Source organism: Vibrio sp. QJM3NY_26 (genome assembly GCF_057786005.1).
The window spans coordinates 1339701-1365084 of record NZ_CM173515.1; the positions used below are offsets into that span (position 1 = coordinate 1339701).

Annotated in this window: 18 protein-coding genes; 10 read left to right on the forward strand and 8 right to left on the reverse strand. The window is 43.7% G+C overall.

The genetic code is table 11. From position 1 onward, the window contains the following. Positions 1 to 267: 267 nt before the first annotated feature. Entirely contained in the window at positions 268 to 567 is a 300-nt protein-coding gene (locus AC3CH4_RS06035; RefSeq protein ID WP_145563824.1) for a hypothetical protein, read from the reverse strand. Between the two features lie 220 nt (positions 568 to 787). On the opposite strand from AC3CH4_RS06035, the gene AC3CH4_RS06040 reads away from it, so the two are divergent. The 4 genes from AC3CH4_RS06040 (at position 788) to AC3CH4_RS06055 (ending at position 4772) form a co-directional block, all read left to right on the forward strand. Continuing rightward, positions 788 to 2191, forward strand: a complete 1404-nt coding sequence (locus tag AC3CH4_RS06040) for an aminotransferase-like domain-containing protein (RefSeq protein WP_145563826.1) — start codon at positions 788 to 790, stop codon at positions 2189 to 2191. A 127-nt stretch (positions 2192 to 2318) separates the two neighbouring features. Continuing rightward, positions 2319 to 2525, forward strand: a complete 207-nt coding sequence (locus tag AC3CH4_RS06045; RefSeq protein ID WP_004734707.1) for a hypothetical protein — start codon at positions 2319 to 2321, stop codon at positions 2523 to 2525. Between the two features lie 407 nt (positions 2526 to 2932). Then, complete coding sequence (locus AC3CH4_RS06050; protein ID WP_488543618.1) at positions 2933 to 3610, forward strand: hypothetical protein; 678 nt, start codon at positions 2933 to 2935, stop codon at positions 3608 to 3610. Position 3611: 1 nt separating this feature from the next. Continuing rightward, on the forward strand, positions 3612 to 4772 hold the full coding sequence (locus AC3CH4_RS06055) for a trypsin-like serine peptidase (RefSeq protein WP_488543442.1): 1161 nt from the start codon (positions 3612 to 3614) through the stop codon (positions 4770 to 4772). A gap of 146 nt (positions 4773 to 4918) precedes the next feature. Here the strand turns inward: AC3CH4_RS06055 and asnS are convergent, their stop codons facing one another. Next, on the reverse strand, positions 4919 to 6319 hold the full coding sequence (gene asnS / locus AC3CH4_RS06060) for an asparagine--tRNA ligase (RefSeq protein ID WP_004734710.1): 1401 nt from the start codon (positions 6317 to 6319) through the stop codon (positions 4919 to 4921). Between the two features lie 737 nt (positions 6320 to 7056). Here asnS and AC3CH4_RS06065 point away from each other — a divergent pair. Then, positions 7057 to 8547, forward strand: a complete 1491-nt coding sequence (locus AC3CH4_RS06065) for a SulP family inorganic anion transporter (RefSeq protein WP_135455028.1) — start codon at positions 7057 to 7059, stop codon at positions 8545 to 8547. 106 nt (positions 8548 to 8653) lie between these two features. Here the strand turns inward: AC3CH4_RS06065 and AC3CH4_RS06070 are convergent, their stop codons facing one another. Continuing rightward, positions 8654 to 10288, reverse strand: coding sequence for a methyl-accepting chemotaxis protein (locus AC3CH4_RS06070; RefSeq protein WP_171314644.1), 1635 nt, complete (start codon positions 10286 to 10288; stop codon positions 8654 to 8656). Positions 10289 to 10640: 352 nt separating this feature from the next. Beyond that, a complete protein-coding gene (locus AC3CH4_RS06075) occupies positions 10641 to 12965 on the reverse strand; it encodes an FdhF/YdeP family oxidoreductase (RefSeq protein ID WP_488543443.1) in 2325 nt (774 codons plus the stop codon). A gap of 600 nt (positions 12966 to 13565) precedes the next feature. Between AC3CH4_RS06075 and AC3CH4_RS06080 the strand changes: the two genes are divergently transcribed. From AC3CH4_RS06080 to AC3CH4_RS06090, 3 genes are all read left to right on the forward strand, one after another. Next, positions 13566 to 14450 (forward strand): LysR family global transcriptional regulator AcsS, encoded by an 885-nt coding sequence (locus AC3CH4_RS06080; protein ID WP_488543444.1) that lies wholly within the window; start codon positions 13566 to 13568, stop codon positions 14448 to 14450. A 107-nt stretch (positions 14451 to 14557) separates the two neighbouring features. Further along, on the forward strand, positions 14558 to 15388 hold the full coding sequence (gene fdhD, locus AC3CH4_RS06085) for a formate dehydrogenase accessory sulfurtransferase FdhD (RefSeq protein ID WP_102446893.1): 831 nt from the start codon (positions 14558 to 14560) through the stop codon (positions 15386 to 15388). Positions 15389 to 15932: 544 nt separating this feature from the next. Next, positions 15933 to 17075 carry an amino acid permease gene (locus tag AC3CH4_RS06090; RefSeq protein WP_488543619.1) on the forward strand — a complete coding sequence of 381 codons (1143 nt, stop codon included), beginning with the start codon at positions 15933 to 15935 and terminating at the stop codon, positions 17073 to 17075. Positions 17076 to 17489: 414 nt separating this feature from the next. Here the strand turns inward: AC3CH4_RS06090 and AC3CH4_RS06095 are convergent, their stop codons facing one another. From AC3CH4_RS06095 to AC3CH4_RS06105, 3 genes are all read right to left on the reverse strand, one after another. Then, on the reverse strand, positions 17490 to 18851 hold the full coding sequence (locus AC3CH4_RS06095) for an L-serine ammonia-lyase (protein ID WP_054546558.1): 1362 nt from the start codon (positions 18849 to 18851) through the stop codon (positions 17490 to 17492). Positions 18852 to 18971: 120 nt separating this feature from the next. Further along, positions 18972 to 20225: an aromatic amino acid transport family protein gene (locus AC3CH4_RS06100; RefSeq protein ID WP_004734718.1), complete on the reverse strand. Its 1254-nt coding sequence runs from the start codon at positions 20223 to 20225 to the stop codon at positions 18972 to 18974. 309 nt (positions 20226 to 20534) lie between these two features. Then, on the reverse strand, positions 20535 to 21134 hold the full coding sequence (locus AC3CH4_RS06105; RefSeq protein WP_054546557.1) for a CoA pyrophosphatase: 600 nt from the start codon (positions 21132 to 21134) through the stop codon (positions 20535 to 20537). A gap of 305 nt (positions 21135 to 21439) precedes the next feature. Here AC3CH4_RS06105 and AC3CH4_RS06110 point away from each other — a divergent pair, with 305 nt between their 5' ends. After that, positions 21440 to 21982, forward strand: a complete 543-nt coding sequence (locus AC3CH4_RS06110) for a heme NO-binding domain-containing protein (protein ID WP_017080579.1) — start codon at positions 21440 to 21442, stop codon at positions 21980 to 21982. A gap of 1 nt (position 21983) precedes the next feature. Beyond that, a complete protein-coding gene (locus tag AC3CH4_RS06115; RefSeq protein WP_488543445.1) occupies positions 21984 to 23702 on the forward strand; it encodes an ATP-binding protein in 1719 nt (572 codons plus the stop codon). Positions 23703 to 23948: 246 nt separating this feature from the next. On the opposite strand, the gene pabB is transcribed toward AC3CH4_RS06115, so the two are convergent. Next, positions 23949 to 25328 (reverse strand): aminodeoxychorismate synthase component I, encoded by a 1380-nt coding sequence (pabB, locus tag AC3CH4_RS06120; RefSeq protein ID WP_488543446.1) that lies wholly within the window; start codon positions 25326 to 25328, stop codon positions 23949 to 23951. Between the last annotated feature and the right edge of the window lie 56 nt (positions 25329 to 25384).

Consider the following 25384-nt stretch of genomic DNA (forward strand, 5'->3'; position numbering starts at 1 on the left):
ATTTTACTTTGCAAGACGCATTGCTTGCTTTGAAATATACATAACTTGAATGACTTGCGTAAATAGGACCAGAAATTCTATCGATAGCTTTCGCTGAATGATACAAGAAATTGGTGTGTGTAAGTGATTTGTTAACTAAGTGGGGATTATTACAGCATTACTATGCGTATATGTGAATAGCCTCGATAGAGATTCGAGGCTATTCAGTGATCGATCTTGGCTTGCTCGTTTGTGAAAACAGTCAAAGCCGATACGCCTCATTGCGTATTATTTTTTCAGGTTGATTTCAGCTTCGATAGAACCTGTTTCAATCTCAGGGTGAGATGCTAGTTTGTCTGATGCCCATTGGTTAAGGTGTTTCAGAATAGCAGACACCGCGTGTTTCTCAGTTGGTGCTTGGTTTTGATCGACGTCGATCTTCTGCTTTGGATGTGAGCCTGTTGCATCTTCAGCGATATGTAGCCAATCTGGGTGCCAGTAATATGGCTGGCCACTCGGTGTTGTCCAACTATGAACACCGTTTGACTCTCCTTTATAACTTAACTGGTCTGCTTCTATTTTTTTCATTGTTATCTCGCATGTTTTTTGGGTTACATCAAATTATAGAGGCGTAGAGCGAACTTGGCTCCCGCCTTGGTTACAAACTTAGCAAAGCATACAAAGTTATCTGTGAACCAATTCACACTATTATAGAAATTAGGTCCAATCATATGGATAGCAGCAATAGTTGTTAACGTTAGTGATAAAATCTCCGGCTTATTAGAATTTATCTAGGTAGTACAATTAGATGGCGCGTTATGAAGAGCTTGCAAAGGATATTCGAACTCAGATCGCTAATAACACTTGGCGATCCGGAGAGAAGATCCCTTCGGTACGCATGAGTTGTCGAAATTACAACGTCAGTAATAGTACTGTCTTACAAGCCTACCAATTGTTAGAAAGTGAAGGGTGGATCATCGCTAAGCCTCAGTCGGGCTACTTTGTTGCACCACGTGTGGACGGCGTTGATTATGAACTGCCGTTAGTACACCAAAAGAAAGCCATTAATGATCGCTTATTCGACTTTTTGAAGTCGAGTTCCGCAGAAGGTGTGATTCCTTTTGGCTCAGCATTCCCAGACCCTGATCTGTTCCCATTACCTACCTTGACTCGAAACCTTGCCAGTGCTGGTAGAAAGATGACAGGTGCCAGTGTGATCAATAATCTGCCACCGGGCAGTGAGTCCTTAAGAAGACAAATCGCGCAGCGTTACCTGCAACAAGGCATTACGGTTAACCATCAAGATATCGTGATTACCTCTGGCGCAATGGAAGCGCTTAACCTAAGCCTGCAAACGGTTACTAAGTCGGGTGATAATGTTGTGATTGAATCTCCCGCTTTCTATGGTGCTTTACAGGCCGTAGAAAGATTAGGACTCAATCCTATCGAAGTGGATGTTTGTCCAATCAATGGATTGAATATTGATCAGTTTGAAAGCGCACTACAAAACCAAGATGTAAAAGCGTGTTGGTTGATGACGACGTTTCAAAACCCGACAGGGACAAGTTTGTCTGAAGAAGCGAAGCGCCGTGTGGTTGAGATTGCAGAACAACACGAAACCTACATTATTGAAGATGACGTATATGGTGACCTCTACTTCCAAGGGCATAAACCCAAGCCACTAAAAGCCTTCGATAAGACCGATTCTGTTCTGCTTTGTGGTTCGTACTCAAAAAGTCTGTGTCCGGGTTATCGGGTCGGCTGGGTTGTGAACACGCGTTTCAATGATGCCATTCAAAAGCTGCAACTTCTTTCTACACTGTCGAGTAGTGCGCCTGTTCAACTTGGCGTCGCACACTTCTTAACACATGAAAGCTACGACAATCACCTTCGTAAATTACGTAAAAATCTTCTAGTGAGAAAAGAGCGATTCATTGAGGTCATCAAGCAGTACTTCCCGCATTCCGTCGAGATTGAAGAACCGGCTGGTGGCTACTTCATATGGATTCGTCTTTCCGCCAAATTCGACAGTCAACAATTTTACCAACTAGCGATTGCTCAGGGGATCAGTGTCGCTTCAGGCGATCTGTTTAGTGAGCAGGGCAGAGTAGATAACGCGATCAGATTGAACTTCTCTTATGAACTCACAGAAGAGAAAGAACAAGCACTAATCTTGCTTGGCAAACTGGCACATCAACTTACGCATTCGTAAAATCTTAAGTCACTCATAAAACAGACAATGATTTCAACTGTACGGATTGTTTCTGGTGCAACTGTACGCCTTGTACAACAAAGAGTTGTGATTCAATACAGTTAGACCAAATATTGGAGATACCGTTATGTTGAAAATGACTATGGGAAATGAAGTTAAGCTGATTATCGTCGCGATTGTGTGTGCGCTTCTGCTTATTCTCGGCCACGTATTGCTGGCAAAAGCCTTCGCTGATATGGCTTGGGCTGAATATACAACAGCGGCTATCCCGTTCGTTATGATGGCAATCTGCGGTCTCGCGATAAAATACGCTATCGACCAAGATGTCGATTAAGCCGATTATCCAGTCGAATTATTTTAAGCCCTGCCAGAATTTGGCAGGGCTTTTTTGTTTCAAATAACCTGAATTTTTGAATAATGGCATCAAACCTGAGCTCTGAAGGCTATCTCATACTTTAATGCCACAGGCTTTGTAAGTCTGTGTAAGCGCGAAATGGTGATTATTTGGAATATGCATCACCTTTAGTCAAAAACTTGGCTTATTGGTTGTGCTGGGAAATAACTAGAGCCTACCTTTCATTGCTATATATTCACGTCAATTATTGGTCGCTGTGCGATAAAAGTGACCCAGTTAAGGGCTTACAGTACCTTACAGGTTTAAATTCCCCATTTATTACAATTGGTTATGACTAATTGAGGTGCGGGATTATGAGATTGAAATATACAAAAACAAACCTGTGCATGTTGGCTTTGTTAGCCACCAATGCTTCAGCAAGCGAACTCCATGTTGATTTGAATCGACTAAGCAATTTTTCGGAAGTTGGTACGAATAGATTGTCTATTTCCAGTGAATTTATCGGCTATGAGCTTGATGAGGGAAAGTATCGTTACGCAAGAGAGGTGGATCTAAACGGCTTAGATTGGGCTTTTCTTTATGGAGAGCATCAAAGAAAAGATAAACCCAATAGCGCCTTAATTGGTGATGTGAAGGTTATTGGTGATTTAAAACAAGTCGCTAATTCAGAGACTAAAAATGCAGTTGGCAATCGTTACTACTGGCAAGACGGCGACTCTACGGATTATAACCAAGATCTGGCTTTTTCAGGTTTGCTTGTTGGTTCTAGTGGTTTTTCTTTTGACGTTCAGCCGAGTAAAGAAGGGCGATTTTCTGTAGAGCTTTATACACATAATTGGCTGTCTTCTGCTGATGTGACGGCATGTATTAACAAGCAATGCATCACAATTAAAAATGATATTTCCTTTCACATGACCAGTGTAAAAAACATCGTCACCTTTGAAACCCAATCTCCAGATGACATCGTTGAAATCTCATATTCACGCCAATATAGGCAGTTTGATTTTGAATCGAGACAAGGCTATCACGCTATTGAGGCTATCCAGTTGAGAGAGGTTGAGTAACATGAAAAGAATCATTCTAGCATCAGCAATTGTAGCGACCTTTTCTGCGCACGCGGGTCTCGGAAAAATGGATCGTTCGGTCACTCAACACAAAACGTTCGCTCTACAAACTCAATTCGATTTTGCATGTCACATGAATGCCGGCTCGGCAACGTTGATTGACCCATATTGGGTGATCACTGCTAACCATGTATCCGGGTCTAAAAGCGAAGGTTATGAGAATGCGGTAACTTGTTCTTCTTATGAAAAAGATGAGAACGGTAAGTACAACGTTATTCATACATCACGTGCGACCACCGACCCTGATGGAGAGTGGGGCGAATATGAATTCACCGATGGTATTTATGATTTTGCTCTGGTGCGCTTAGACACGCCAATCACCGGTATTAAGCCCGCGAAGTTACCAGAGAAAGGGATGTTTAACCATTCAGAAGTCTATGAAGTAAACAGTGTTGGCTTTGGTAACTATAACGGACGTAATGGTGGCAAAAAATTTGTTAAGTACAACGACGCAGATAAAAAATGGTTAGCTGAATATAAATATAACCCGGTGATCATGCCTCAAAGTGATTTGCAGTGGCTGATCATCCATGGCGACTCAGGTTCAGGCATTACGATTGAACGAGACGACGAGTTTTACATTATTGGAGAAATTGGCCTTCAATATTATGGCGAGCTTGGTTGGCAAGATACCTTTGATGATGTTTTGGGGAGATTAGATTCCTTAAACAAGGATATGAGAACGCATGGGTTTAGTTACTCGAAGCCAGTAAATCTTGGTGACGTAAGATGGACGCCAACGACCCAGAACAGTATCGAAGATCTTCATGCCTTTTACAGCTACTGGAAAGCTGGAAGTATGGACTTTAATGGTACTTATTGGACGAAGGATGGCGGTATTTACAACACCGCTTATGCGCAAGAAGGTGAAACGTACACTTTTGAAACTGTCATTCCTGCAAACCCAAAAGCGCCCGCTTTTGATGTGTTTGTAAATGGTCGTCAGGTTGCTCATAACATTAGGGCGGATAAGGATAGTTTATTCTTTAAAGTGAATGCTTTTGAGCAAAAGGGTGATCAGATGGTGATTGAATTTAAGCCGCTAGAACAGACGGGCGAGAAGATACTTTTAGATCACTTTTTGGTTCGTACTGTCGAGTAGATTGAGCAGTTAAGCTTTTATCAGTAGGCGCTTATCAATGGCGCTTATGAACATGCCCTTATAAATGAGCGCGTATAAAAAAACCTCCGTATATACGGAGGTTTTTATCTATCTATACTGACTTCTCTGAAAGAAGAAAGCTGAGATTAGAAGTTAGCAGAGCGTGGCGTACGTGGGAATGGAATCACGTCACGAACGTTGCCCATACCTGTTACGTAAGATACTAGACGCTCGAAGCCAAGACCGAAGCCTGCGTGTGGCACGGTGCCGTATTTACGTAGGTCGCGGTACCAGCTCATGTGTTCTGGGTCGATACCCATGCCAATCATGCGCTCGTCTAGAATGTCTAGACGCTCTTCACGTTGTGCACCACCGATGATTTCACCGATGCCTGGTGCAAGTACGTCCATAGCTGCAACTGTTTTGCCGTCGTCGTTTAAGCGCATGTAGAAAGCTTTGATGTCTTTCGGGTAGTTCTTAACGATAACAGGCGCTTTAAAGTGCTCTTCAGCTAGGTAACGCTCATGCTCTGAAGACATGTCGATGCCCCACTCAACGTCGAATTCAAATTTCTTACCAGAATCTAGTAGGATTTGGATTGCGTCAGTGTAGTCAACTTGTGCGAAATCAGCGTCTACGAATTGCTCCAGACGAGTGATTGCTTCTTTGTCGATGCGAGAAGCGAAGAACTCAAGGTCGTCGCGGCGCTCTTCAAGAACAGCAGCGAAAACGTACTTAAGCATGTCTTCAGCCAGTTTTGCTACATCGTCAAGGTCTGCAAACGCAACTTCAGGCTCAACCATCCAGAACTCAGCTAGGTGGCGGCTTGTGTTTGAGTTTTCAGCACGGAACGTAGGACCGAACGTGTAAACCTTGCTTAGTGCACAAGCGTAAGCTTCCGCATTAAGTTGGCCAGATACAGTTAGGAAAGTCTCTTTACCGAAGAAATCTTCGTTGAAATCAACTTTGCCTTCGTCAGTGCGAGGTAGGTTTTCCATGTCTAGCGTAGATACGCGGAACATTTCACCAGCGCCTTCTGCGTCAGATGCAGTGATAAGCGGAGCTGAAGTCCAGAAGAAACCTTGCTCGTGGTAGAAACGGTGAATCGCTTGCGATAAACAGTTACGTACACGTGCTACTGCACCGATCACGTTTGTACGTGGGCGTAGGTGAGCAACTTCACGAAGGTATTCGATAGAGTGACGTGTCTTAGCCATTGGATAAGTGTCAGCGTCTTCAACCCAGCCTACAACTTTAACGTCAGTTGCTGCTAGTTCGAAGTCTTGACCTTTCGCAGGAGACTCAACAATCTTACCAGTTACTTCAACAGAGCAGCCAGTTGTTAGCTTTAATACTTCGTCTTCGTAATTATTAAGATTATTAGGAACCACGGCCTGAATCGGGTCGAAACAAGAGCCGTCATAAATGGCAAGGAAAGAGATTCCAGCTTTGGAATCACGACGTGAACGGATCCAGCCGCGAACAGTTACTTCACTGTCTACCGCTAGCTTGCCGCCAAGTACGTCTGTTACAGGCGCGTAAGTCATGTTGGTTTCATTCTCCATTGAGGGACAAATTCAGCTCAAAGTTACTGGCATTAATACAAATAAATAGACATTTGCATAATAATTAGCCGAAACATTGAGTTGTATAAACTTTTTAAATCGATTGAACATATTACCTGTCATACGGACAGCTTCAACCTTTATTCTTGCTCGACGAAAGAAATATTGTGTCTACAGACAAGAAAAACCACTAAGGGTTGTTTTTTTGTTCGATTTCATGCGGTGCAATTGCCGTTAGACGTTTATAAACGTTATGTCGGAGTTAGGCTGTTAAACTAGGTTAGTAACCGTTTTGGTCAATAGCCGTAACCGTTTTAATGAATAGCAGTAACAGTTGACGAGCTGGTATAGGTTTGGAATCTTTGTTTGCAATAATGAATGTGTGATTGCGTCAAGACTCACTTTATATTGGCGCGGCTCAAGCTAGCTCAATGCTTACGATCCAACTTAATACTTACGATCTAGTCTAATGTTTACTCGCTAGCTTAATTTGTACTGTTTACCTTAGTACCTATTATCAATCGGCTTGAGCTTACTTAATCAATAGCAAACCAATCACAAACCAGAGGAGTTTAATATTCACGTGTTAATTACGCCGCCTTAACCCCTGCATTCTCTCTACACCCGCACTTTTCGAGCGCTCGCTCATTCAAGAAAAACAGTCGATCAAATTATGTCTCAACAAGGCAGGACTGGCTGTACAAGTAAAAGAGAATTACATGCTTAATTATTTAAAAAAACACTGGTTATCAAACGTTAAAGGAGATTCATTATCTGGGATTGTGGTTGCACTTGCATTGATCCCTGAAGCTATCGCATTTTCAATTATCGCAGGCGTCGACCCTAAAGTAGGACTTTATGCTTCTTTCTGTATCTGTGTTGTAACCGCTTTGGTTGGCAGTCGTCCGGGGATGATCTCTGGGGCAACGGGCGCAATGGCGCTGTTAATGGTTACTTTAGTTAAAGACCACGGGCTAGAATATCTACTCGCCGCTTCATTTCTTGCTGGCGTGATTCAAATTGCCGCGGGTTATCTCAAGCTGGGTAACTTAATGAACTTTGTTTCAAAATCAGTCATAACGGGTTTTGTTAACGCACTCGCGATTCTTATCTTCATGGCGCAACTCCCCGAACTCATCAATGTGCCATCAAGCGTTTACCTGTTAGTCGCTCTTGGTTTAGCTATTATCTATCTGCTTCCTTATTTCCCTAAATTAGGCAGTGCGATACCGTCTCCATTGATTGCCATCGTAGTACTTACTATCGTCAGTCTGCTCTTTGGTTTGGATGTCAGAACAATTGGCGATATGGGTAAGCTTCCCGATTCACTCCCGGTATTTTTGATTCCTAATATTCCATTCACGTTTGATACGCTGGCGACCATACTTCCTTATTCTATTGCTCTGTCCCTCGTAGGTTTATTAGAGTCCTTAATGACAGCGACGATCGTCGATGATCTGACTGATACAGAAAGTAATAAAAACAATGAATGCAAAGGGCAGGGCGTAGCGAACATCGTGGCTTCACTATTTGGTGGTATGGCGGGGTGTGCGATGATTGGCCAGTCGATCATTAACATCAAATCTGGCGGCTTAACCCGATTATCCAGTCTGATCGCCGGGGTTGTTTTACTGCTAATGGTGGTGTTTGTTTCTGATTGGTTGAAGCTGATACCGATGGCCGCTTTAGTGTCTGTGATGATCATGGTTTCAATCGGCACGTTTTCATGGCGTTCTGTTGTTGAGCTTAAAGACCACACACTCCCAACCAATGTAACCATGCTAGCAACCGTGGCGGTGGTGGTGTTTACTCACAATCTCGCAATAGGTGTTGCGGTTGGCGTGGTGCTATCGGCTCTGTTTTATGCACATGCTAGCAAGTCGATGGTCTTTATATCCGATGAGGTCGTGACCAACGAACTGCACACCACTCATCGAGTAAAAGGCCATGTCTTCTTTGCTTCTTCGGATGCCTTTGTTGATCTATTTGATTATGACAACGCCACGTCTTTAGTGACCATCGATATTTCGGATGCGTCTTTCCTAGATAACACGTCGGTTGAGGCGCTTGATAAGGTCGTATTTAAGTTCCGTAAAAAGGGCGCTTATGTAGAAGTCGCAGGAATGGATACCGTGAGTGCGAATCTGATATTCAAACACGCGATGTACCACAAACATAAAGATTTAACTGCGGTTTCCATTACGCACTAATCGTGGTTTAAGGTACTTTGAAAGCCTGAACTAGACATTGTTATGAAGATAAAGCGCTCATCATTGAGCGCTTTTTTGTTGATGTCGGTAGGGGAGTTCTACCGACCTATGACTGACCTTTATCGTTGGTATTTGAGTTCGATAAGGTGAATTGGTTGATAAGAGATTCAAGGTGATCAGACAGCTCTTCTAAATCATTACTGATTCCACGAGTCTCAGCCGCAGACTGCGATGTGTTGTCGGCGTGAGAAGTGATGGTTTCAACCTTTTGTTGAACATCTTCGGTCGCGTGTGTAGTAGATTGCGTCTGTTGTTGAATATTTTTCGCATGAGCCAGCACTTGTTTCATTTCTTCAACGACACCATTCATTTCAACGGACAGTGCGTCGATATCTGTTGAGCTTTGATGTGCTTGCTCGCAAACGCGATCGGCAGAAGTTAGCGACTCTTCACTGCCTTGCTGGAACTGATGAATGATTGACTCAATACTGCCAGTTGCCTCTGCCGTGCGTGATGCAAGATTTCGAACTTCATCTGCAACTACCGCAAAGCCCCGACCTTGCTCTCCCGCACGAGCCGCTTCAATCGCCGCATTTAAGGCTAGAAGATTGGTTTGGTCGGCAATGCCACGAATCACACTCAATATTGAAGAAACCTCTCCGGTTTGCTCATTGAGTGTCAGTATCTTGTGTTTCACTTCTTCTATGCTGCTGACTAGGTTCTTTATCTCACTACTTGCATCATGTGCTTGGTTAGCACTTTTACAGGCCACATCAGCGGTATGATTGATGAGCTCTGAAGCGGTTAAAGTGGCTTGTTCTACATTGACTTGCTGCGCCTGTATCCCTTCGATATTGTTTTGTACTTCAGCGGTTTCGTTTTGTTGATCGCTGGCGGCTTGCTCGGTAATTTGTGCAACACTGGTCAGTTGGTTGGCAGACGCATTCAGTTTGTGTGAGGTGTCTTGTACCTTCTCTAAGCTGTAGGAAACGGTGCCCATGAACGAGTTGATGGAGTTAGCAAGCGTGCCAATTTCATCCTTGCTTTGCTCTGGCAGCCGAGTTGATAGGTTTTTATCACTGCTGACTTGGGTCATAAAGCGAGAGGTTTGTTGAAGCGGGCGGACGATTATCTTGCGAATCAATCCCATAGTAAGAACGAATCCGGCAAAGGAGATCACCGCCATGATACCGATCGCTGTCATCGTTTGAGTATTGATCAGCGAGTTGACATGGCTAAGGTTATATTCAAGTCGAATTGCACCTAATACTTCCCCTTCTGGCGCCATATGACATGCCACACAATTGGTGCCGCGATAGTTCTCGCTCGACTTCATTGGCAGAGCAATAACCAAGCCTTTTCCCCAATCGGCTGAAAAGGGTTCGATAACGGTTTCACCCGCTAGCGCTCGTTTATCAATATCATCCACAGGTGTTTGGTTGTCATTGCCAGGCCCGTATAACTTACTTACCGCATCAGCACGTAATACACGAACATTTTCAATGCCTTCTTGAGCTAAGGCTTTCTGACGAAGGGTCTCTTTTTGTGCCATGGTGCCAGTGAGCATCATCATATTGAGGCTATCGAAATAGTTGCTCGCTTTATCGTGAAGCTGCTCACTTAACACTGAGTTTACAAGTTGCTTTTGCTGCGAATATTGAAAGTAGGTCGATATTGCTAATAGAAAAGTGAACACAATGGCGAGGGCCACTAGGATTTTAAAGGTGATTGTTGAGCGCATAAGGTGTTTTTATTAATTATAATGACGCGCATACTTTACGTGTAAGAGACTCTACCACCTATGAGGTATAACCGATTGTGTGACCACACTCCGGTTGTGGTTATGTTTCTGTGATGTAGCGAGTTTGTGATGATGTTCTTTGGGCGAATGAAAGGGAGTTTATCGTCAAATTTTAAGGGTATGAAAAGCCCAATAAACGTACATGACTTAAATAAACATGTTCAGCGGACTGTATTTATACTGGCCAAGCGTCACTATTAAAATCCACCTGCCAAAACAGGTGGATTTTTACTTTTACTTTTACTTTCAATTGCCGACTGCCGACTGCCGACTGCCGACTGCCGACTGCCAGTTAACTGACGGTTGAAAGGGGAATGGCGTCAGAGATTGATTTCTCTAATCTGATGGCAATAAATTTTGAGGTCGGAGTAAAGGTTCGTTCACCATAGCTGTCTAGAGGAACCAAAGGGTTGGTTTCAGGATAGTAAGCCGCCGCCTGACCCTGTGGAACGTCATAAGCTACCAGGGTAAACCCTTTTACTTTTCTCGTTACACCATCTTCCCAAAGCGACACCATATCGACCTTGTCACCCGGTTCAAAACCGAGCTTCAATATATCAGCTTCATTGATAAACAAAACTTCGCGCATACCAAAGACACCGCGGTACCGATCATTCAAGCCATATAGCGTGGTGTTGTATTGGTCATGGGAACGCATGGTTTGCAAGATCAAATCGGGTTTATTAGCACCCTGCAACACCGCTTCATTAATCAGATGTTTTGGCAGTTCACTGGAGCCAAACTGCGCTTTGCCGCTGAGGGTGTTCCATTGACGATTTGCGGCAGGATTGACTAAATGAAATCCACCCGGATTTTCCAGTTTCTGATTGAAGTCAGTAAAGCCCGGAATCGTATCTGCAATGAGGTCTCGAATATGTCCATAATCTTGAATGACCCAATTCCAATCGATTGGATGGCTGCCCAGTGTGGCATTGGCAATACCCGCGACAATGGCTGGTTCAGAACGTAAATGCTCTGATCGAGGTTCGAGCTGTCCGTAAGAGATGTGAACCATGCTGAAGGTATCTTCGACGGTGATGCCTTGTGGCCCATTAGCTTGTGTATCGATTTCCGTACGTCCCAAACATGGCAGAATCAGGGCATCTTGACCGGTAACAAGGTGAGAGCGATTGAGTTTGGTTGAGATATGAACGGTTAGGTCACAATTTTTCATCGCCAGATGCGTGCGAGGAGTATCGGGTGTGGCTTGCGCAAAATTACCACCTAAACCAATAAAGACTTTCGAGCGTTTTTCCTCCATCGCTTTAATCGCTTGTATGGTGTTGTGGCCTACATCTCGCGGGGCATTGAAGTTAAAGCGGCGTTCTATGCTATCAAGAAATTGGTTTGACGGTTTTTCATCGATGCCCATTGTACGATCGCCTTGGACATTACTATGCCCCCTAACTGGTGATAGCCCAGCACCTGGCTTACCGACGTTGCCGCGCAACAATTGCACATTGGCTACTTCTTTGATGGTTTGTACTGAATGACGATGTTGTGTTAGCCCCATAGCCCAACACATGATCACCTTTTCTGAACGGCGGTACATGTCTGCGACCATTTCTATTTCGCTTAAAGCTAACCCTGATTGTTCAGCGATATGCTCCCATGTTGTCGCATCAACTTCTGCTAAGTATTCATCAATACCTGTGGTGTGTTCGCTGATGAATTGACGATCAAATATGGCTTTTCCTTCGGTTGCGAGCGCATCACGTTCCCATTGCAGCAAATATTTAGCCATCCCACGAAAGACCGCCATATCGCCACCTAATGCTGGTCTTAAAAAAGCGGTATTGGTTGGTTTTGAACCATTGCTTAACATTTCAACTGGAACTTGAGGATTTTGGAAACGTTCAAGTCCACGTTCTTTCAATGGATTGAAACAGATCACCTGAGCGCCGCGTTTTACCGCTTCACGCAATGGTTCAAGCATGCGGGGGTGATTAGTACCTGGGTTTTGCCCGAGCACAAAGATCGCGTCTGCTTTTTCAAAGTCGTCAAAAATCACGGTTCCTTTGCCCACTCCGACCGTATCTTTCATGCCAATTGCACTGGCTTCGTGGCACATGTTTGAACAGTCTGGGAAGTTATTTGTTCCAAACGCACGGACGAAGAGTTGGTACAAAAATGCCGCTTCATTACTGGCTCGACCCGAGGTGTAAAATTCGGCTTGATGTGGGGAGTCGAGTTGTTTCAAATGCTTGGCTACGAGCGAAAATGCTTCGTCCCACGCGATAGGAACATAGTGGTCGGATGCAGCGTCGTACTTCATCGGATGGGTTATTCGGCCTTGGTATTCCAGCCAGTAATCTGTTTGTGATGACAAGGATGTTACGCTGTGTTCAGCGAAAAAATCAGGGTCCACAAATCGATTTGTGGCTTCCCAGTTCACGGCTTTTGCACCGTTCTCACAGAAGTTCACTTTACTGCCGTGTGGGGATTCACCCCATGCGCATCCCGGACAATCAAAACCACCGTTTTGATTCGTTTTAAGCATTGTTCGAATGTTTTTGATGGCGTTTTCGCTGCCCCACCAACTCTTAGTGACGGCTTTTAACGCCCCCCAACCACCAGCAGGACCTTTATATTTTTTTATCTGTTCTTTTTGGCTCACAACTGCACTCCTCACTCGTGGGAACGGCAGTAAACAAGGGAACCGGTAAAAACAGGCGCGTTATAAAAATAAGGCGGGAGTAAAACGGTTTTGATTATTTGGTATCGATACCTGTTTACTGCTTTGAATATTTAGAAATAGACTGGCTAATTGTTTGCCATGATCTAAATCAAAGGTTATGCCGTTAAGGGGCGGTGCGTCCAATTGATATTGCCGACTAAGTGATAAATAGAATCTATCATGGCGAGTAAATATGGAAAGTGTCGCTTTTGTCACAGTGATAAATAGACTTGTCACTGTGATAAATAAAATTTATTAGCCAGTGCGATGTGAGCTCTATTTTACGAGAGATTTGTTAATCAGCCTTGATATAGCTGAGTCTCCCATGATAGTTGCTGTCTATCACGCTATAGATAATTTAGATTTGACCTATATTTAAATTAGGCATACTTTGATTTAAATCAAAAATACCGTTGTTATTTTAGCTGTTGCTTTACAGATTGAGCTATTTCCCGTGATAGGTATTTTCAATCACAGAGAACCGTTAATGTACGACGAACGCGAAGAAGACGCTTCATTTCAAGGTTTTACTAATCATTCATGGATATAAAACAACTTAAGTATTTAATCGCTTTAGATCAAACGAAACACTTTGGTCAGGCTGCGACACTTTGTCATATTACTCAGCCTACGTTGTCGATGAGGATAAGGCGTTTAGAAGAAGAGTTAGACCTCGAGTTGATTTCAAGAAGTCAACGTTTTGAAGGGTTTACCGAAGCGGGTGAACGTATATTGGCTTGGGCAAAGACCGTCTTAGCGGCTCATGACGGTTTACAAGCCGAAGCGGCTAACTGCCGTGGTAAACTGGTCGGCTCGCTAAGAGTTGGCATGGTGCCTTTAGCCAGCCAAAACCCGATGCAGTTGATTAAGCCGTTAGCAGAAAAATTCCCTGAACTTCGCTTTCAAATTTTGTCGATGACATCTGAGCAGATCATAGACCAGCTCAATCGTAACCAACTTGATTTAGGCATGTGTTACACCGACCAGATCAATACGGCTTATTTTGACGTTATAGAAATGAACTCGACGGATTTAGGCATTCTGTATGACAGCCGATTCTTTGATTTTGCTGAGTCGGAAGTCTTATGGGAATCACTCAATAGCATTCCTTTGGGGCTTTTGTCTAAAGGCATGCATTATCGTCATTCGATTGATTTGAGCTTTGGTAGTAAAGGCCTAGTTCCGCAGACTTTGATTGAAAGTAACTCTACGTTTCACCTGATCCAAGCCGTTACCAGTGGCCTGTGCTGTGCTGTTATGCCGCTTAACTCTGGATTGGAAGAGCTCAATGAACAATTGCGTATCGTACCGATAGAAAAAGCCGTGGTGCATTCGCCTCTCGGTCTACTTAAGCGTAAACAAGAACCTTATTCGGCACTCACTGATCAGTGCTTTGCTGAAGCAAAACACTTGTTTAATCAGTGATGTTTGTTTAACCAGTGATGTCTATTTAATCAGTAATACTGGTTTAATAAGTAACGTTTTCAGTCTGAGTCGATATCGTCAAGCTGACTGTCTTTCCGGGTGATTTTATGAGATGTATAACTCAATCCTATATTGAACTGCCTGATTTTAATCAAGCGCCTCCACAGCCCAATGCCATGAGCTATCGAGAACTTACGGGCTATAGCATGGTGGTGGATGCACCTCTGGCAAACGAATCTGCATTGGCGATCAGTTATAACGGGATCAGTCAGGCGGTTATGATGGTGACACCCGGTCACATGGAAGACTTTGTGCGCGGTTTTAGTTTAAGCACCGGTATTGTAAAAAAATTCAGTGAGATTCGTGATATTGAGATTGGTGGCAATGGTGAATCTCATTTTGCGCAAGTAGAAATCAGCAACCGTGCTTTTTGGGACATGAAAACTCAGCGGCGTAACTTGGCTGGAACGACAGGCTGTGGTTTGTGTGGTGTTGAGGCGCTTGAACAAGCACTTCCGGATCTGGTTCCATTGCCATCGTCATTACCACCCAGTCCACTGGTTTTTCAGGGGTTGAGAGGGCGAATTGCTGAACATCAAAAAGCAGCCAAAATATCCGGTGCTTTACATGCCGCTTTGTTTGCGAATTCGAAAGGTGAAATTTCACTTTGTCGTGAAGACATCGGTCGCCACAACGCACTGGATAAACTAATAGGGGCGATGGCCGTGAACGAGATCAACCCTAAGTCGGGTTTCGCCATTATGACGAGTCGTTGCAGTTTAGAGCTTATCCATAAAGCCGTGCGTGCTGAAATCGCAACCTTGGTTTGTTTGTCGGCTCCTACCTCATTGACGGTCGAATGGGCAAGACGTAATCGCTTAAATCTGATTCACTTACCCAACAGCAGTCCACCTCGTTTATATAGCCCTGCGCCTTAATGTCATGTTTTTGTTTGGATAAAAAGAGAGACCATTGTGTCTCTCTTTGGTTTTTATGATAAATGATTATTGTTTTACGCGGTTTGGTGGTTAATTTATATCCAAATGGCTGTTTTGTTCAATTTAATAGCAAAAAATGTGGTTATAGCGTTGTGTTTCAAAGCTCATTCGATAAGATGAAAACACCTCTAATGACAGAGGTAGGGCAGCAATGGATACGCTGCTTCAATTACTATGGAATGTGACTTAATTATTGGACACATACATGAAATTCAAGATTACATCACCGATTATTGAACCTACGGAAGGCTCACCACATCAGTTAACGCAAACTCACGTTTCTCGTTTTACCTCTTTTAAGACAAGCTCCCCTTTGAACACCTTGTTCGACCACGTCTCTGCACGCTTCTTTACCGCTTATCGCTCCTATTGTTATTCGTTTTATAACTCTATTTCTATCTGAATTCCTTTGTCATCGGCTTGATGTACGAAGACTCACATCTATAAAAACTAAACAAATAAGTTAAAAACAATGAATATTAAAATGATGGGTAGCTCCCTAATTATCGCTGGTACCGCTCTCGGTGCTGGTATGCTTGCGATCCCAATGGTATTAGCTCAATTTGGATTGCTTAACGGCACACTGTTGATGGTTCTGATCTGTTTCGGTACTACTTACGCAGCACTATTACTTCTAGAAGCGACCATCAAAGCAGGTGGCGGTCTAGGACTAAACTCAATTGCCCGAAAAACCTTGGGTAAACAAGGGCAGTTGATTACCAACGGCCTACTTTACGCGTTATTGATTTGCCTATTAATGGCCTACATTCTGGGTGCGGGTGATTTGCTGAGCAAGTTACTGTCTAACTTTGGCGTTGAGATCACCGCGACCACGAGCCAAATCGTGTTTACCTTGCTTGCAGGTGCCGTTGTCGCAAGTGGCACCAGTGTGATTGATAAACTCAACCGTGCACTGTTCTTCGTGATGCTTGCTAGCTTGTTTGCAACCATGGTGTTCTTAGCGCCGAGCATGACTCAAGAAAACTTGATGCAGGTAACCAGCCATGACAACGTTGATCTAATCAAAACCAGTGCCATCCTGTTTACGAGCTTTGGCTTTATGGTTGTGATTCCAACCTTGGTTTCTTACAACCACGAAGCGACAGACAAACAGCTGCGTAACATGGTGATCGTCGGTTCTCTGATCCCATTAGTGTGCTACTTGTGTTGGTTGTTTGCGGTAGTCGGTAACTTGAGCGAAGAGCAATTCAGAAGCTTCAAGAACGTATCAGATTTGATGGCGGCGTTTGAGGCTCAGTCTCCTTGGGTGGGTAACGTTCTGTCTACCTTCACTGGCTTGGCGTTGTTGACCTCTTTCTTTGGTGTAGCAATGGCGTTGTTCAACCAGAACAAAGACATGTTCAATCAAAACACCGCGGTAACGTACTGCATTAGTTTCATCTTGCCGCTGGCGGGCTCACTGTTTGCTGCGGACAAGTTCCTACAAGTGTTGAACTATGCAGGCATCATCTTAGTGTTCTTGGCGGTCTTTGTTCCTCTGGTTATGGTTCATAAGCAACGCTTTATGAAAGTAGCGGAAGACAGATACAGCGCTGAAGGTGGCCGACCAATGTTGCTTTTCTCATTGCTATTTGGTTGCTTCTTGCTTGTCTCACAAGTGATCTAACAAAACAATTTGGTGGTTGAATAATTAGGGCGTGTTGACCTTTCGTGGTTAAATTTTGTTCGAGATAAAAGCGTTTTAATCGCGGCGAGGGGGGAAGTAGCCTAGTCACTCTAAGCAAATCCCCCTCAACAAAGAGTAAAACGCTTTTAGCCGAACCCTTCGGGCAGCGTTTGCTGGCCATTTCTACTACGTTATCGGCTTCTCATGTAGGCTAGCTACACATCGACGCCTCTGCCTTGTATAAATACCCAGCAACTCGCTGCAAAAATCAGCTCGAAAGATCAACACGCCCTAGTCACCAAGTTTCAGCTACAAAAGCTTCAGATACAAAAAAAGGAACGCATTGGCGTTCCTTTTTATTATCTGCTTATTAAAAGCAGATTGATTCAAAAGCTATTAACAAACTAATGCTAATTAACAAACCACCTTAACAGCCAAACCACCTTGAGACGTCTCACGGTATTTAGCGTTCATGTCTTTACCTGTTTCTAGCATTGTTTCGATAACTTTATCTAGAGAAACAGTAGGAGCAGAAGAGCGACGAAGTGCCATACGAGTTGAGTTGATTGCTTTCACTGCAGCAATACCGTTACGCTCGATACATGGTACTTGTACTTGGCCAGCAACTGGGTCACACGTTAGACCTAGGTTGTGCTCCATGCCGATTTCTGCAGCCATACATACTTGCTCTGGGCTACCACCCATAAGCTCAGCAAGACCAGCAGCAGCCATAGAACATGCCACGCCAACTTCGCCCTGACAGCCAACTTCAGCACCAGAGATAGAAGCATTACGCTTGTAAAGACCACCGATCGCACCAGAAGCTGCGAAGTAACGGATGTAGTCTTTCTCAGTTACTGTTTGAATGAACTTATCGTAGTAAGCCAATACCGCAGGGATAATGCCACACGCGCCGTTTGTCGGTGCTGTTACTACACGACCGCCAGCAGCGTTTTCTTCATTTACTGCGAAAGCAAACATGTTCACCCAATCAACAACCGTCATTGGATCGTTGGTTGTTTTTTCTGAAGTAATCAGAAGTTGGCGAAGTGAAGCTGCACGACGAGGAACACGCAGTGGACCAGGCAAGATACCTTCAGTATTCATACCGCGATCCATACACTCGCGCATCGTTCTCCAGATGTTAGCGAAGTAAGTGCGAGACTCTTCGTCTGAGTGGAAAGCCGCTTGGTTTTTCATAACCAGTGTACTGATAGAAAGACCGCTTTCTTTACACTGATTAACCAGCTCTTCAGCTGTTGTGAATTCGTATGGTGCTTTAATTGGGTTTTCTTCTTCTTTGCCGAAGCTCTCTTCGTCAACGATGAAACCGCCACCAATTGAGTAGTACGTTTTTGAGTAAGCTACTTCGTCATCAACCCAAGCATGAATGCTCATGCCATTCTCGTGTAGAGAAAGGTTCGAAGTATGGAAATTCATTCCGCCATCTTTCGGGAACGAAACAGTATGACAGTGCATACCAACAGGTAGACGTTCAGTTTCTTCTACGCGAGCAATGAAACCTGCGATAGAGTCGATATCCACTTTCTCAGGAGTATTGCCAGCAAGACCCATGATGATTGCGATATCTGTGTGGTGACCTTTCCCTGTCAGTGATAGTGATCCATATACGTCCACGGTGATTTTAGTGATGTCGCGCAATTTTCCCATTGAACGTAGGTCATCAATAAACTCTTTACCCGCTTTCATTGGTCCAACTGTGTGTGAGCTCGATGGACCAACACCGATTTTATAGATATCAAATACACTAATCATAGCGATTACCTCAAAAAGAGAGCCTCCCAAGGGGAGTAGGGAGGCTCATTTATTATCATTATATTTTTTGTCTAATCTCGCGATATAAGATGGATGCCATCTTATAAAAAAGGCTTGAGATTAAAGAGCGCCGTAGATTACAGAACTAATAGCCGCTAGACCACATAAAGCTGTAAAGATTTGCACAGGTGCTGAAGTTTTGTACTTAGCCATTGCTGGTACTTTCTGCATCGCGAATACAGGCATCAGGAACAGGATAGCTGCAATCATTGGAGCACCCATTGTTTCAATCATACCTAGGATGCTTGGGTTAACTACCGCAACAATCCAAGTTGTAACAACGATGAACGCTAGAGATGCTTTCTCAATCGTGCTGATTGAAGAACCAGAGCGAGACTTGATTAGACCAACAAGACCTTCATGAGCACCTAGGAAGTGACCGAAGTAGCTAGAAGTAATCGCTGCGAACGCTACTAGAGGACCCATGTAAGAGATAAGTGGAGACTCGTGAACGTTGGCTAGGTAAGAAAGTACAGAGATGTTTTGCGCTTGTGCTGTAGCTAGTTGCTCTGGAGATAGAGAAAGCACTACAGAGAATACGAAGAACATTACAAAACCCATCAGCATCATTGCTGCGCCGCCAGTGATCGCGTCAGTTTTCTTAACTGCGTCTTCACCGTATACACGACGTTGCTCTTTAGAGAACTGTGAAATGATTGGGCTGTGGTTGAAAGAGAACACGATGATTGGAATCGCAAGCCAGATAATAGAAGGCATTGAAGACCATTCTGGGCTTGTTTCCATCATTGAAGTGTTCCATTCAGGAACTAGGTAGAAAGACAGCGCTAGTAGGACGAATACTAGTGGGTAAACCATTGCTGAAGTTGCTTTAAGCATCAGTTCTTTACCGAATACAACACCTGCTGTCATAGCAAGGATCAGTGCACCAGAAAGAAGAGGACGTGGAATAGATTCCATACCCATTTGGTTTACTAGGAAAGAATCAACCGTGTTTGTGATACCAACACCGTAGATAAGAACGATTGGGTAGATAGCGAAAAAGTAAGCAAAAGTAATAATGTTTGCGCCAGTCTTACCGAAGTGCTCTTCAACTGTGTCTGTAATATCAGCTTCAGGGTTTTTAGCAGACAGTACGAAACGAGCTAGAGATTTGTGTGCGAACCAAGTCATTGGTGCCGCGATTAGAGCTAGGATAACTAATGGCCAAAAACCACCCGCACCAGCTTTGATTGGAAGGAATAGTACGCCAGCACCAACTGCTGTACCGAATAGTGATAAACACCAGGTAAAATCTTTATAGTTAAACTTGCTTGAATCTTTAACGGCATTTGCCGAAGAAGTTGTTGTGTTCATGTTAAATTACTCATTTTTTGGGAACAGGAAATAAGTTGGGGCTAATTCTGCAGAATTTTCTTCTGTAAAAAATAGATCTAAATCATGTAATGAAACGGCGTGTCACATGATATGCGAAAAACGGATTTTTGATCACGAAATTGGCGTGCTACAGGTGATTTATGCTCATGCTAGGTATTAGTTTTTATTATGCGAAAGGTGGGGTTGTTCAGATTTATACCAAGAAAACGTTTGCGTAAAATTGCATTAATAAATCTGTTCTATAGAAAGGCTGGATTTTGTTAACAGAGATTAAACAAAACGTAGTTGCTATGTAATTTGTTGCACTACATGTCGCTGCAGAGATTGGATGATTTGAGCTGTAACGCCCCAAATTAGGTGCTCTTCGAAGGGCATCGCAAAAACACGATGCTTGATTTGTTTAAAGTTAACTGTGTGGCTGTGTAACTTAGCTTGGTCTAAAACATAGGTGGCAGGCACCTCAAAAATCGAGGCTACTTCGTTCTCATCGATGATGGCTTCATAGTCAGGATCGACCATTGCAACAATCGGTGTCACAGAAAATTTACTAATAGTACTCAATGCAGGTAATTGGCCAACAATTTTAACTTGATCCGATCGAATTCCCACCTCTTCGTGGAGTTCTCTAAGTGCAGTGAATTGCATAGAAGGGTCGGAAAGTTCGTGTTTTCCCCCAGGAAAGCTGACTTGGCCTGGATGATGCTTTAAATGAGCGGCTCTTTTAGTAAAAATGACATGTAAACCATCTTCTCGTTCTACTAAACCGACCACCACTGCCGCTTTGCGCAATTGATCGCCACTGATATGCGAAACACGCTCTACAGATTCAGGATGATAGCCAACCGTAGGGTTAAGCTGGAACTGTTGAAGGAAGTTTTCTTTATTCATATCAAGCCAATATATTGATTATTATGATTTTAAGTATAGGCATAACCGTGGGCTGATTACCAATTTTGAGTTTGTCTTCATTTACTTACCCTTAGTTCAGTCATTAACTAAGCATAATAAAGGGGAGGGGGCAGTTATTCATCTCCTCAAACGAGGGGTTTTGCTATATTCAATATTTGTACATTTCCGAGTAAGCGTTACCCATGTCATAAAATTAGGTGATGAAACGTAGTTTTTTTGTTTAAGAATTTGATAACAATAACTTAGTAGACCATTCTAAAAAGAAATAGAAGAAAAGGTATGAAATGAAAGGAATCATATTCACCGAATTTTTAGAGCTTGTTGAAGACAAGTTTGGGCTAGAGCTTTTGGAAGAAGTTTTAGAGATGTCAGAAGACGAAGGGATCTACACGTCGGTCGGAAGCTATGACCACAAAGACCTTGTCAGGTTGATTATCAACTTGAGTAAGAAAACCGATATTGATGCAGCCAGTTTACAGCGTGTTTTTGGGCAGTCAGTCTTTAAGAACTTATTGGCCTCGCTGCCTAATAAAGCGAGCCTTGCTCATAGCACGACCACCTTTCAATTTATTCAACACGTAGAGCGCTATATTCACGTAGAAGTGAAGAAGCTCTACCCTGATGCGGAGCCGCCTGAATTCAGCTTTATTACCACGACTGAAGCACAGCTTGTTTTTGACTATAAAAGCGCAAGGTGCATGTCTCACGTTTGCTTAGGGCTTATTGAAGGGTGCGCTGAATACCACGGTGAATCTATCGCGGTTGAAATGACGCCGCAAAATGATGACCAAAGCGTGGTTAGGTTTAATCTCAAAGTAGAAAAGTGATATGGATCCGGCATCTGCCATAGAGAAGAAACTTAAGCGTCAAATCGCGGCCAGGAAAGCGGCTGAAGTGTTGTTGGAACAAAAGAGCCTCGAACTGTTTGAGGCTAACCAACAGCTTGAACTTGCTCTGCGTCAGTTAGAAAAGCGCTCCAATGCGAATATACGTCGTATTGAATTCCAAGAACAAATCGACAACTTGTTGATTGATTTCGGGCGAGCGTTCCTTAGAAATGATCTCGATGACGTCATGTTGTCACAATTGACGATGAATGTGACCAACAGTTACTTGATCGAAGCCAGTCGTTTGATTTTGCCTCCCAAGCTGATGCCTCAGTTACATACCTATGACTATGGTGACGAAGCCGTCGAGGTGATAGAGCAATACATTCAAGAACCTCATTGGCAAGGCAACTTGCTAACGGTGCCATTAGAGGTCGAAAAGGTCATAGTCGGTGCGTTAATCGTGAAGGTCAGGTTGTTAGACCAAGACTACGAATTCATTCAAAGCCAACTGTTGTTAGTGACTGACCTTATCTGCAGTGCATTAACTCATCAGCTTGCTATCAATCGAAATGTTGAGTCACGTAAACGAGCGGAAGAGTCCGAGAGGGCAACGCGCGACTTTGTGGCCATGATTAACCATGAATTAAGAACTCCGCTTAATGGTTTGCTAGGTAGTGCAGAATTGATCAGCGATACCGAACTCAGCAGTTCTCAGCGTGAAATAGTGAATAACCTGAGCCAATCTGGAGAGTTTCTCAGAACCATCATTAATGATTTGCTTGATTTCAGCAAAATCAATGCAGGGATGTTGGATCTTATTCCCAAGAAATTTGCGTTGCATGATTTGAGAAATACGATTGAAAGTATCTTCGTCAATCGCGCGATTGAGAAGCAGATCGAATTTAATATCAGTGTCGCATCTAACGTACCTTCTCATTTCCAAGGCGATTTAGAGCGTATCACGCAACTGTTTGTAAACTTAATCGGTAATGCGATCAAATTTACAGAAGAGGGGCACGTCAATGTCGATATTGAGTGGGACAAAAACCAGTTTGTTTTCTCAGTGGAAGATACTGGGGTAGGCATTGCCGAATCTGCACATAAGACGCTGTTTGAACCTTTTACTCAGGCGGATAACTCAAGTAGCCGAAACTACGAGGGTACCGGGCTTGGGTTAGCGATTTGTCGTAAGCTGGTGGCTTTAATGAATGGCGATATTGGGGTGACCAGTATTGTTGGCTCAGGTACTACGTTTACCATCTCGATTCCTCTTCAGGTTGTCGACGTACCAGCAGAGAGCGATAGTGTCGCCAAAGGCTTTGAATCTGAAGTCGAATTGTCACTGCTTGAAGTGCTCGTAGTTGATGATATTAAGATGAACCAGATCATCATCCAACAAATGTTACGTAAACATGAGATTGAACCTGTTATTGCAAGTAACGGTGTAGAAGGACTCGAGCTAGCCTCAGATAATGACTACGACATTGTGTTCATGGATTGCAGAATGCCAGTTATGGACGGCTTTGAAGCGACAGAGAAGCTAAGAAATAAAGGGTATTCGAAGTCTATAGTTGCACTGACTGCCGGAACGACGCTTGAAGAGCGGGAACGCTGTATTCAATGTGGAATGGATGACATTCTTAGTAAGCCTTATACGGCCAACGACCTTAAAGAGATGCTCAAGAAGTGGGGTGTTACGCCTGCGAAAGTAACTTAGAGCTTGTTAGCTAAAGTAACTTAGAGTTTGTTAACTAAAGTAGCTTAGAGCTTTTTAACTAAGGTAACCTAAAGATTGTTAATTAAGCATCGCTAGTCAGAAGTGGTCATTCACACGCTCTGGCTCAGAGACTAAAAAAACCGAAGTGATCTTACGATCCTTCGGTTTCTTTTTATTTCGGTTTCTTCTTATATAGAGCTTTTACTGGCCGTTAAGCAGCGAAACTGTCAGTTAATGACGTTATGCTTAGCATTCTTCAAGCACAGGCAGAATGCGACTTAGCTTATCGAGCGTCTCTTGGTATTCAGAGGCACAGTCACTATCGAACACCACACCGCCGCCAGCCCACGCATATAGCGTGTTGTTTTCAGCAACTAATGTACGAATGGTAATGCTGGTATCCATTCTGCCATTTCGGCTGATGTAGCCGATGCTGCCGCAATAAGCGGAGCGTCGATGGGGTTCTAACTCTTCAATGATCTGCATTGCTCGCACTTTTGGTGCTCCGGTAATCGACCCTCCAGGGAAACAGGCTCTCAGAAGGTCAGTTGCAGAGTATTGGTTATCAAGCTCTGCTCGTATCGTGCTCACTAAGTGGTGCACGGCAGGGAAGCTTTCAATATCGAAGAGCTTTGGTACATGAACCGATCCCGGCTTTGCGACTCGGCCAATATCATTACGAAGCAGGTCGACGATCATCAAGTTTTCTGCCTGATCTTTATCGGCGTTGACCAGGTCTTGTGCGTTGGCATCATCAATCATAGGGTTTTCAGAACGAGGGCGTGTGCCTTTGATCGGTTTTGTTTCAATGGTGCCACTATTGAGTTCTAAGAATCGTTCAGGCGAAACACTGATGATTGCGCAGTCGGCCAAACGGATGAAGCCAGAAAAGGGTGCCGAATTGTATTGCTCTAACTTTTCATAGGCGAGCCATTCGCTGCCTTGGTAATCGGCACGAAAACGCTGAGCCAAGTTAATCTGATAGCAATCGCCGGATAACAGGTACTCTTGAACACTATCGAACTTGTTCGCATAGCTATCTTGACTCATGTTGGATTGCCATGGCGTCGTTAATCCAAAGGCAGGTTGGATTACTGCATTGTGCTTTGACTGCGAGGTTAACCAATCGAGATGTGAATCAATATTTTGGCCGACAATACATGCCGCCTTCAGTTTGTGATCAACGATCACAGCCCACTCATACAAGCCAACCGCCATATCTGGCGCAGAAATATCACGCTTAGCAAGAGAGGGCAGAGCTTCTACTCGTCGCCCTAAATCGTAACTAAAATAGCCTAAAGCGCCGCCAGTGAAAGGCAGTTCAGGATGCTCACTGGTTGCGGGTAGCAATTGCTGCTGATATTGGTCGAGTAGTTCGAAAGGGTCTGACTCTGAAACCTCGCACGTCTCATTAACATTAACGGTCGTTTCTGCACCGATTGTCTCGAAGGTGGCGATGGGTTGAGCAACTAAAATGTCGTATCGACTATCAACGTGGCTTTCTGAAGCAGAGCGTAATAGCATTGCCCACGGTAGGTTTTCAATATGGGAAAACAGCTGTTTAGCTAAAGTTGATTGATATTCAAGCGGCTTGATTTGGATAGAGCGAAATTCGTTGTTATTCATTTGTTTAATTTGTGACAAAGAGTTCGATCACTGCATGGCGTGTGAGAGGAAGCAAG

What these genes read in the sequence shown, in the direction of transcription:
- AC3CH4_RS06050 (WP_488543618.1), top strand. Translation starts at nt 2,933, where the DNA reads ATGTTGGCTTTGTTAGCCACCAATGCTTCAGCAAGCGAACTCCATGTT.
- AC3CH4_RS06115 (WP_488543445.1), top strand. Translation starts at nt 21,984, where the DNA reads ATGGATCCGGCATCTGCCATAGAGAAGAAACTTAAGCGTCAAATCGCG.
- fdhD (WP_102446893.1), top strand. Translation starts at nt 14,558, where the DNA reads ATGAGATGTATAACTCAATCCTATATTGAACTGCCTGATTTTAATCAA.
- AC3CH4_RS06110 (WP_017080579.1), top strand. Translation starts at nt 21,440, where the DNA reads ATGAAAGGAATCATATTCACCGAATTTTTAGAGCTTGTTGAAGACAAG.
- AC3CH4_RS06100 (WP_004734718.1), bottom strand. Translation starts at nt 20,225, where the DNA reads ATGAACACAACAACTTCTTCGGCAAATGCCGTTAAAGATTCAAGCAAG.
- AC3CH4_RS06055 (WP_488543442.1), top strand. Translation starts at nt 3,612, where the DNA reads ATGAAAAGAATCATTCTAGCATCAGCAATTGTAGCGACCTTTTCTGCG.
- AC3CH4_RS06090 (WP_488543619.1), top strand. Translation starts at nt 15,933, where the DNA reads ATGATGGGTAGCTCCCTAATTATCGCTGGTACCGCTCTCGGTGCTGGT.
- AC3CH4_RS06095 (WP_054546558.1), bottom strand. Translation starts at nt 18,851, where the DNA reads ATGATTAGTGTATTTGATATCTATAAAATCGGTGTTGGTCCATCGAGC.
- AC3CH4_RS06045 (WP_004734707.1), top strand. Translation starts at nt 2,319, where the DNA reads ATGTTGAAAATGACTATGGGAAATGAAGTTAAGCTGATTATCGTCGCG.
- AC3CH4_RS06065 (WP_135455028.1), top strand. Translation starts at nt 7,057, where the DNA reads ATGCTTAATTATTTAAAAAAACACTGGTTATCAAACGTTAAAGGAGAT.
- pabB (WP_488543446.1), bottom strand. Translation starts at nt 25,328, where the DNA reads ATGAATAACAACGAATTTCGCTCTATCCAAATCAAGCCGCTTGAATAT.
- AC3CH4_RS06080 (WP_488543444.1), top strand. Translation starts at nt 13,566, where the DNA reads ATGGATATAAAACAACTTAAGTATTTAATCGCTTTAGATCAAACGAAA.
- asnS (WP_004734710.1), bottom strand. Translation starts at nt 6,319, where the DNA reads ATGACTTACGCGCCTGTAACAGACGTACTTGGCGGCAAGCTAGCGGTA.
- AC3CH4_RS06040 (WP_145563826.1), top strand. Translation starts at nt 788, where the DNA reads ATGGCGCGTTATGAAGAGCTTGCAAAGGATATTCGAACTCAGATCGCT.
- AC3CH4_RS06105 (WP_054546557.1), bottom strand. Translation starts at nt 21,134, where the DNA reads ATGAATAAAGAAAACTTCCTTCAACAGTTCCAGCTTAACCCTACGGTT.
- AC3CH4_RS06070 (WP_171314644.1), bottom strand. Translation starts at nt 10,288, where the DNA reads ATGCGCTCAACAATCACCTTTAAAATCCTAGTGGCCCTCGCCATTGTG.
- AC3CH4_RS06035 (WP_145563824.1), bottom strand. Translation starts at nt 567, where the DNA reads ATGAAAAAAATAGAAGCAGACCAGTTAAGTTATAAAGGAGAGTCAAAC.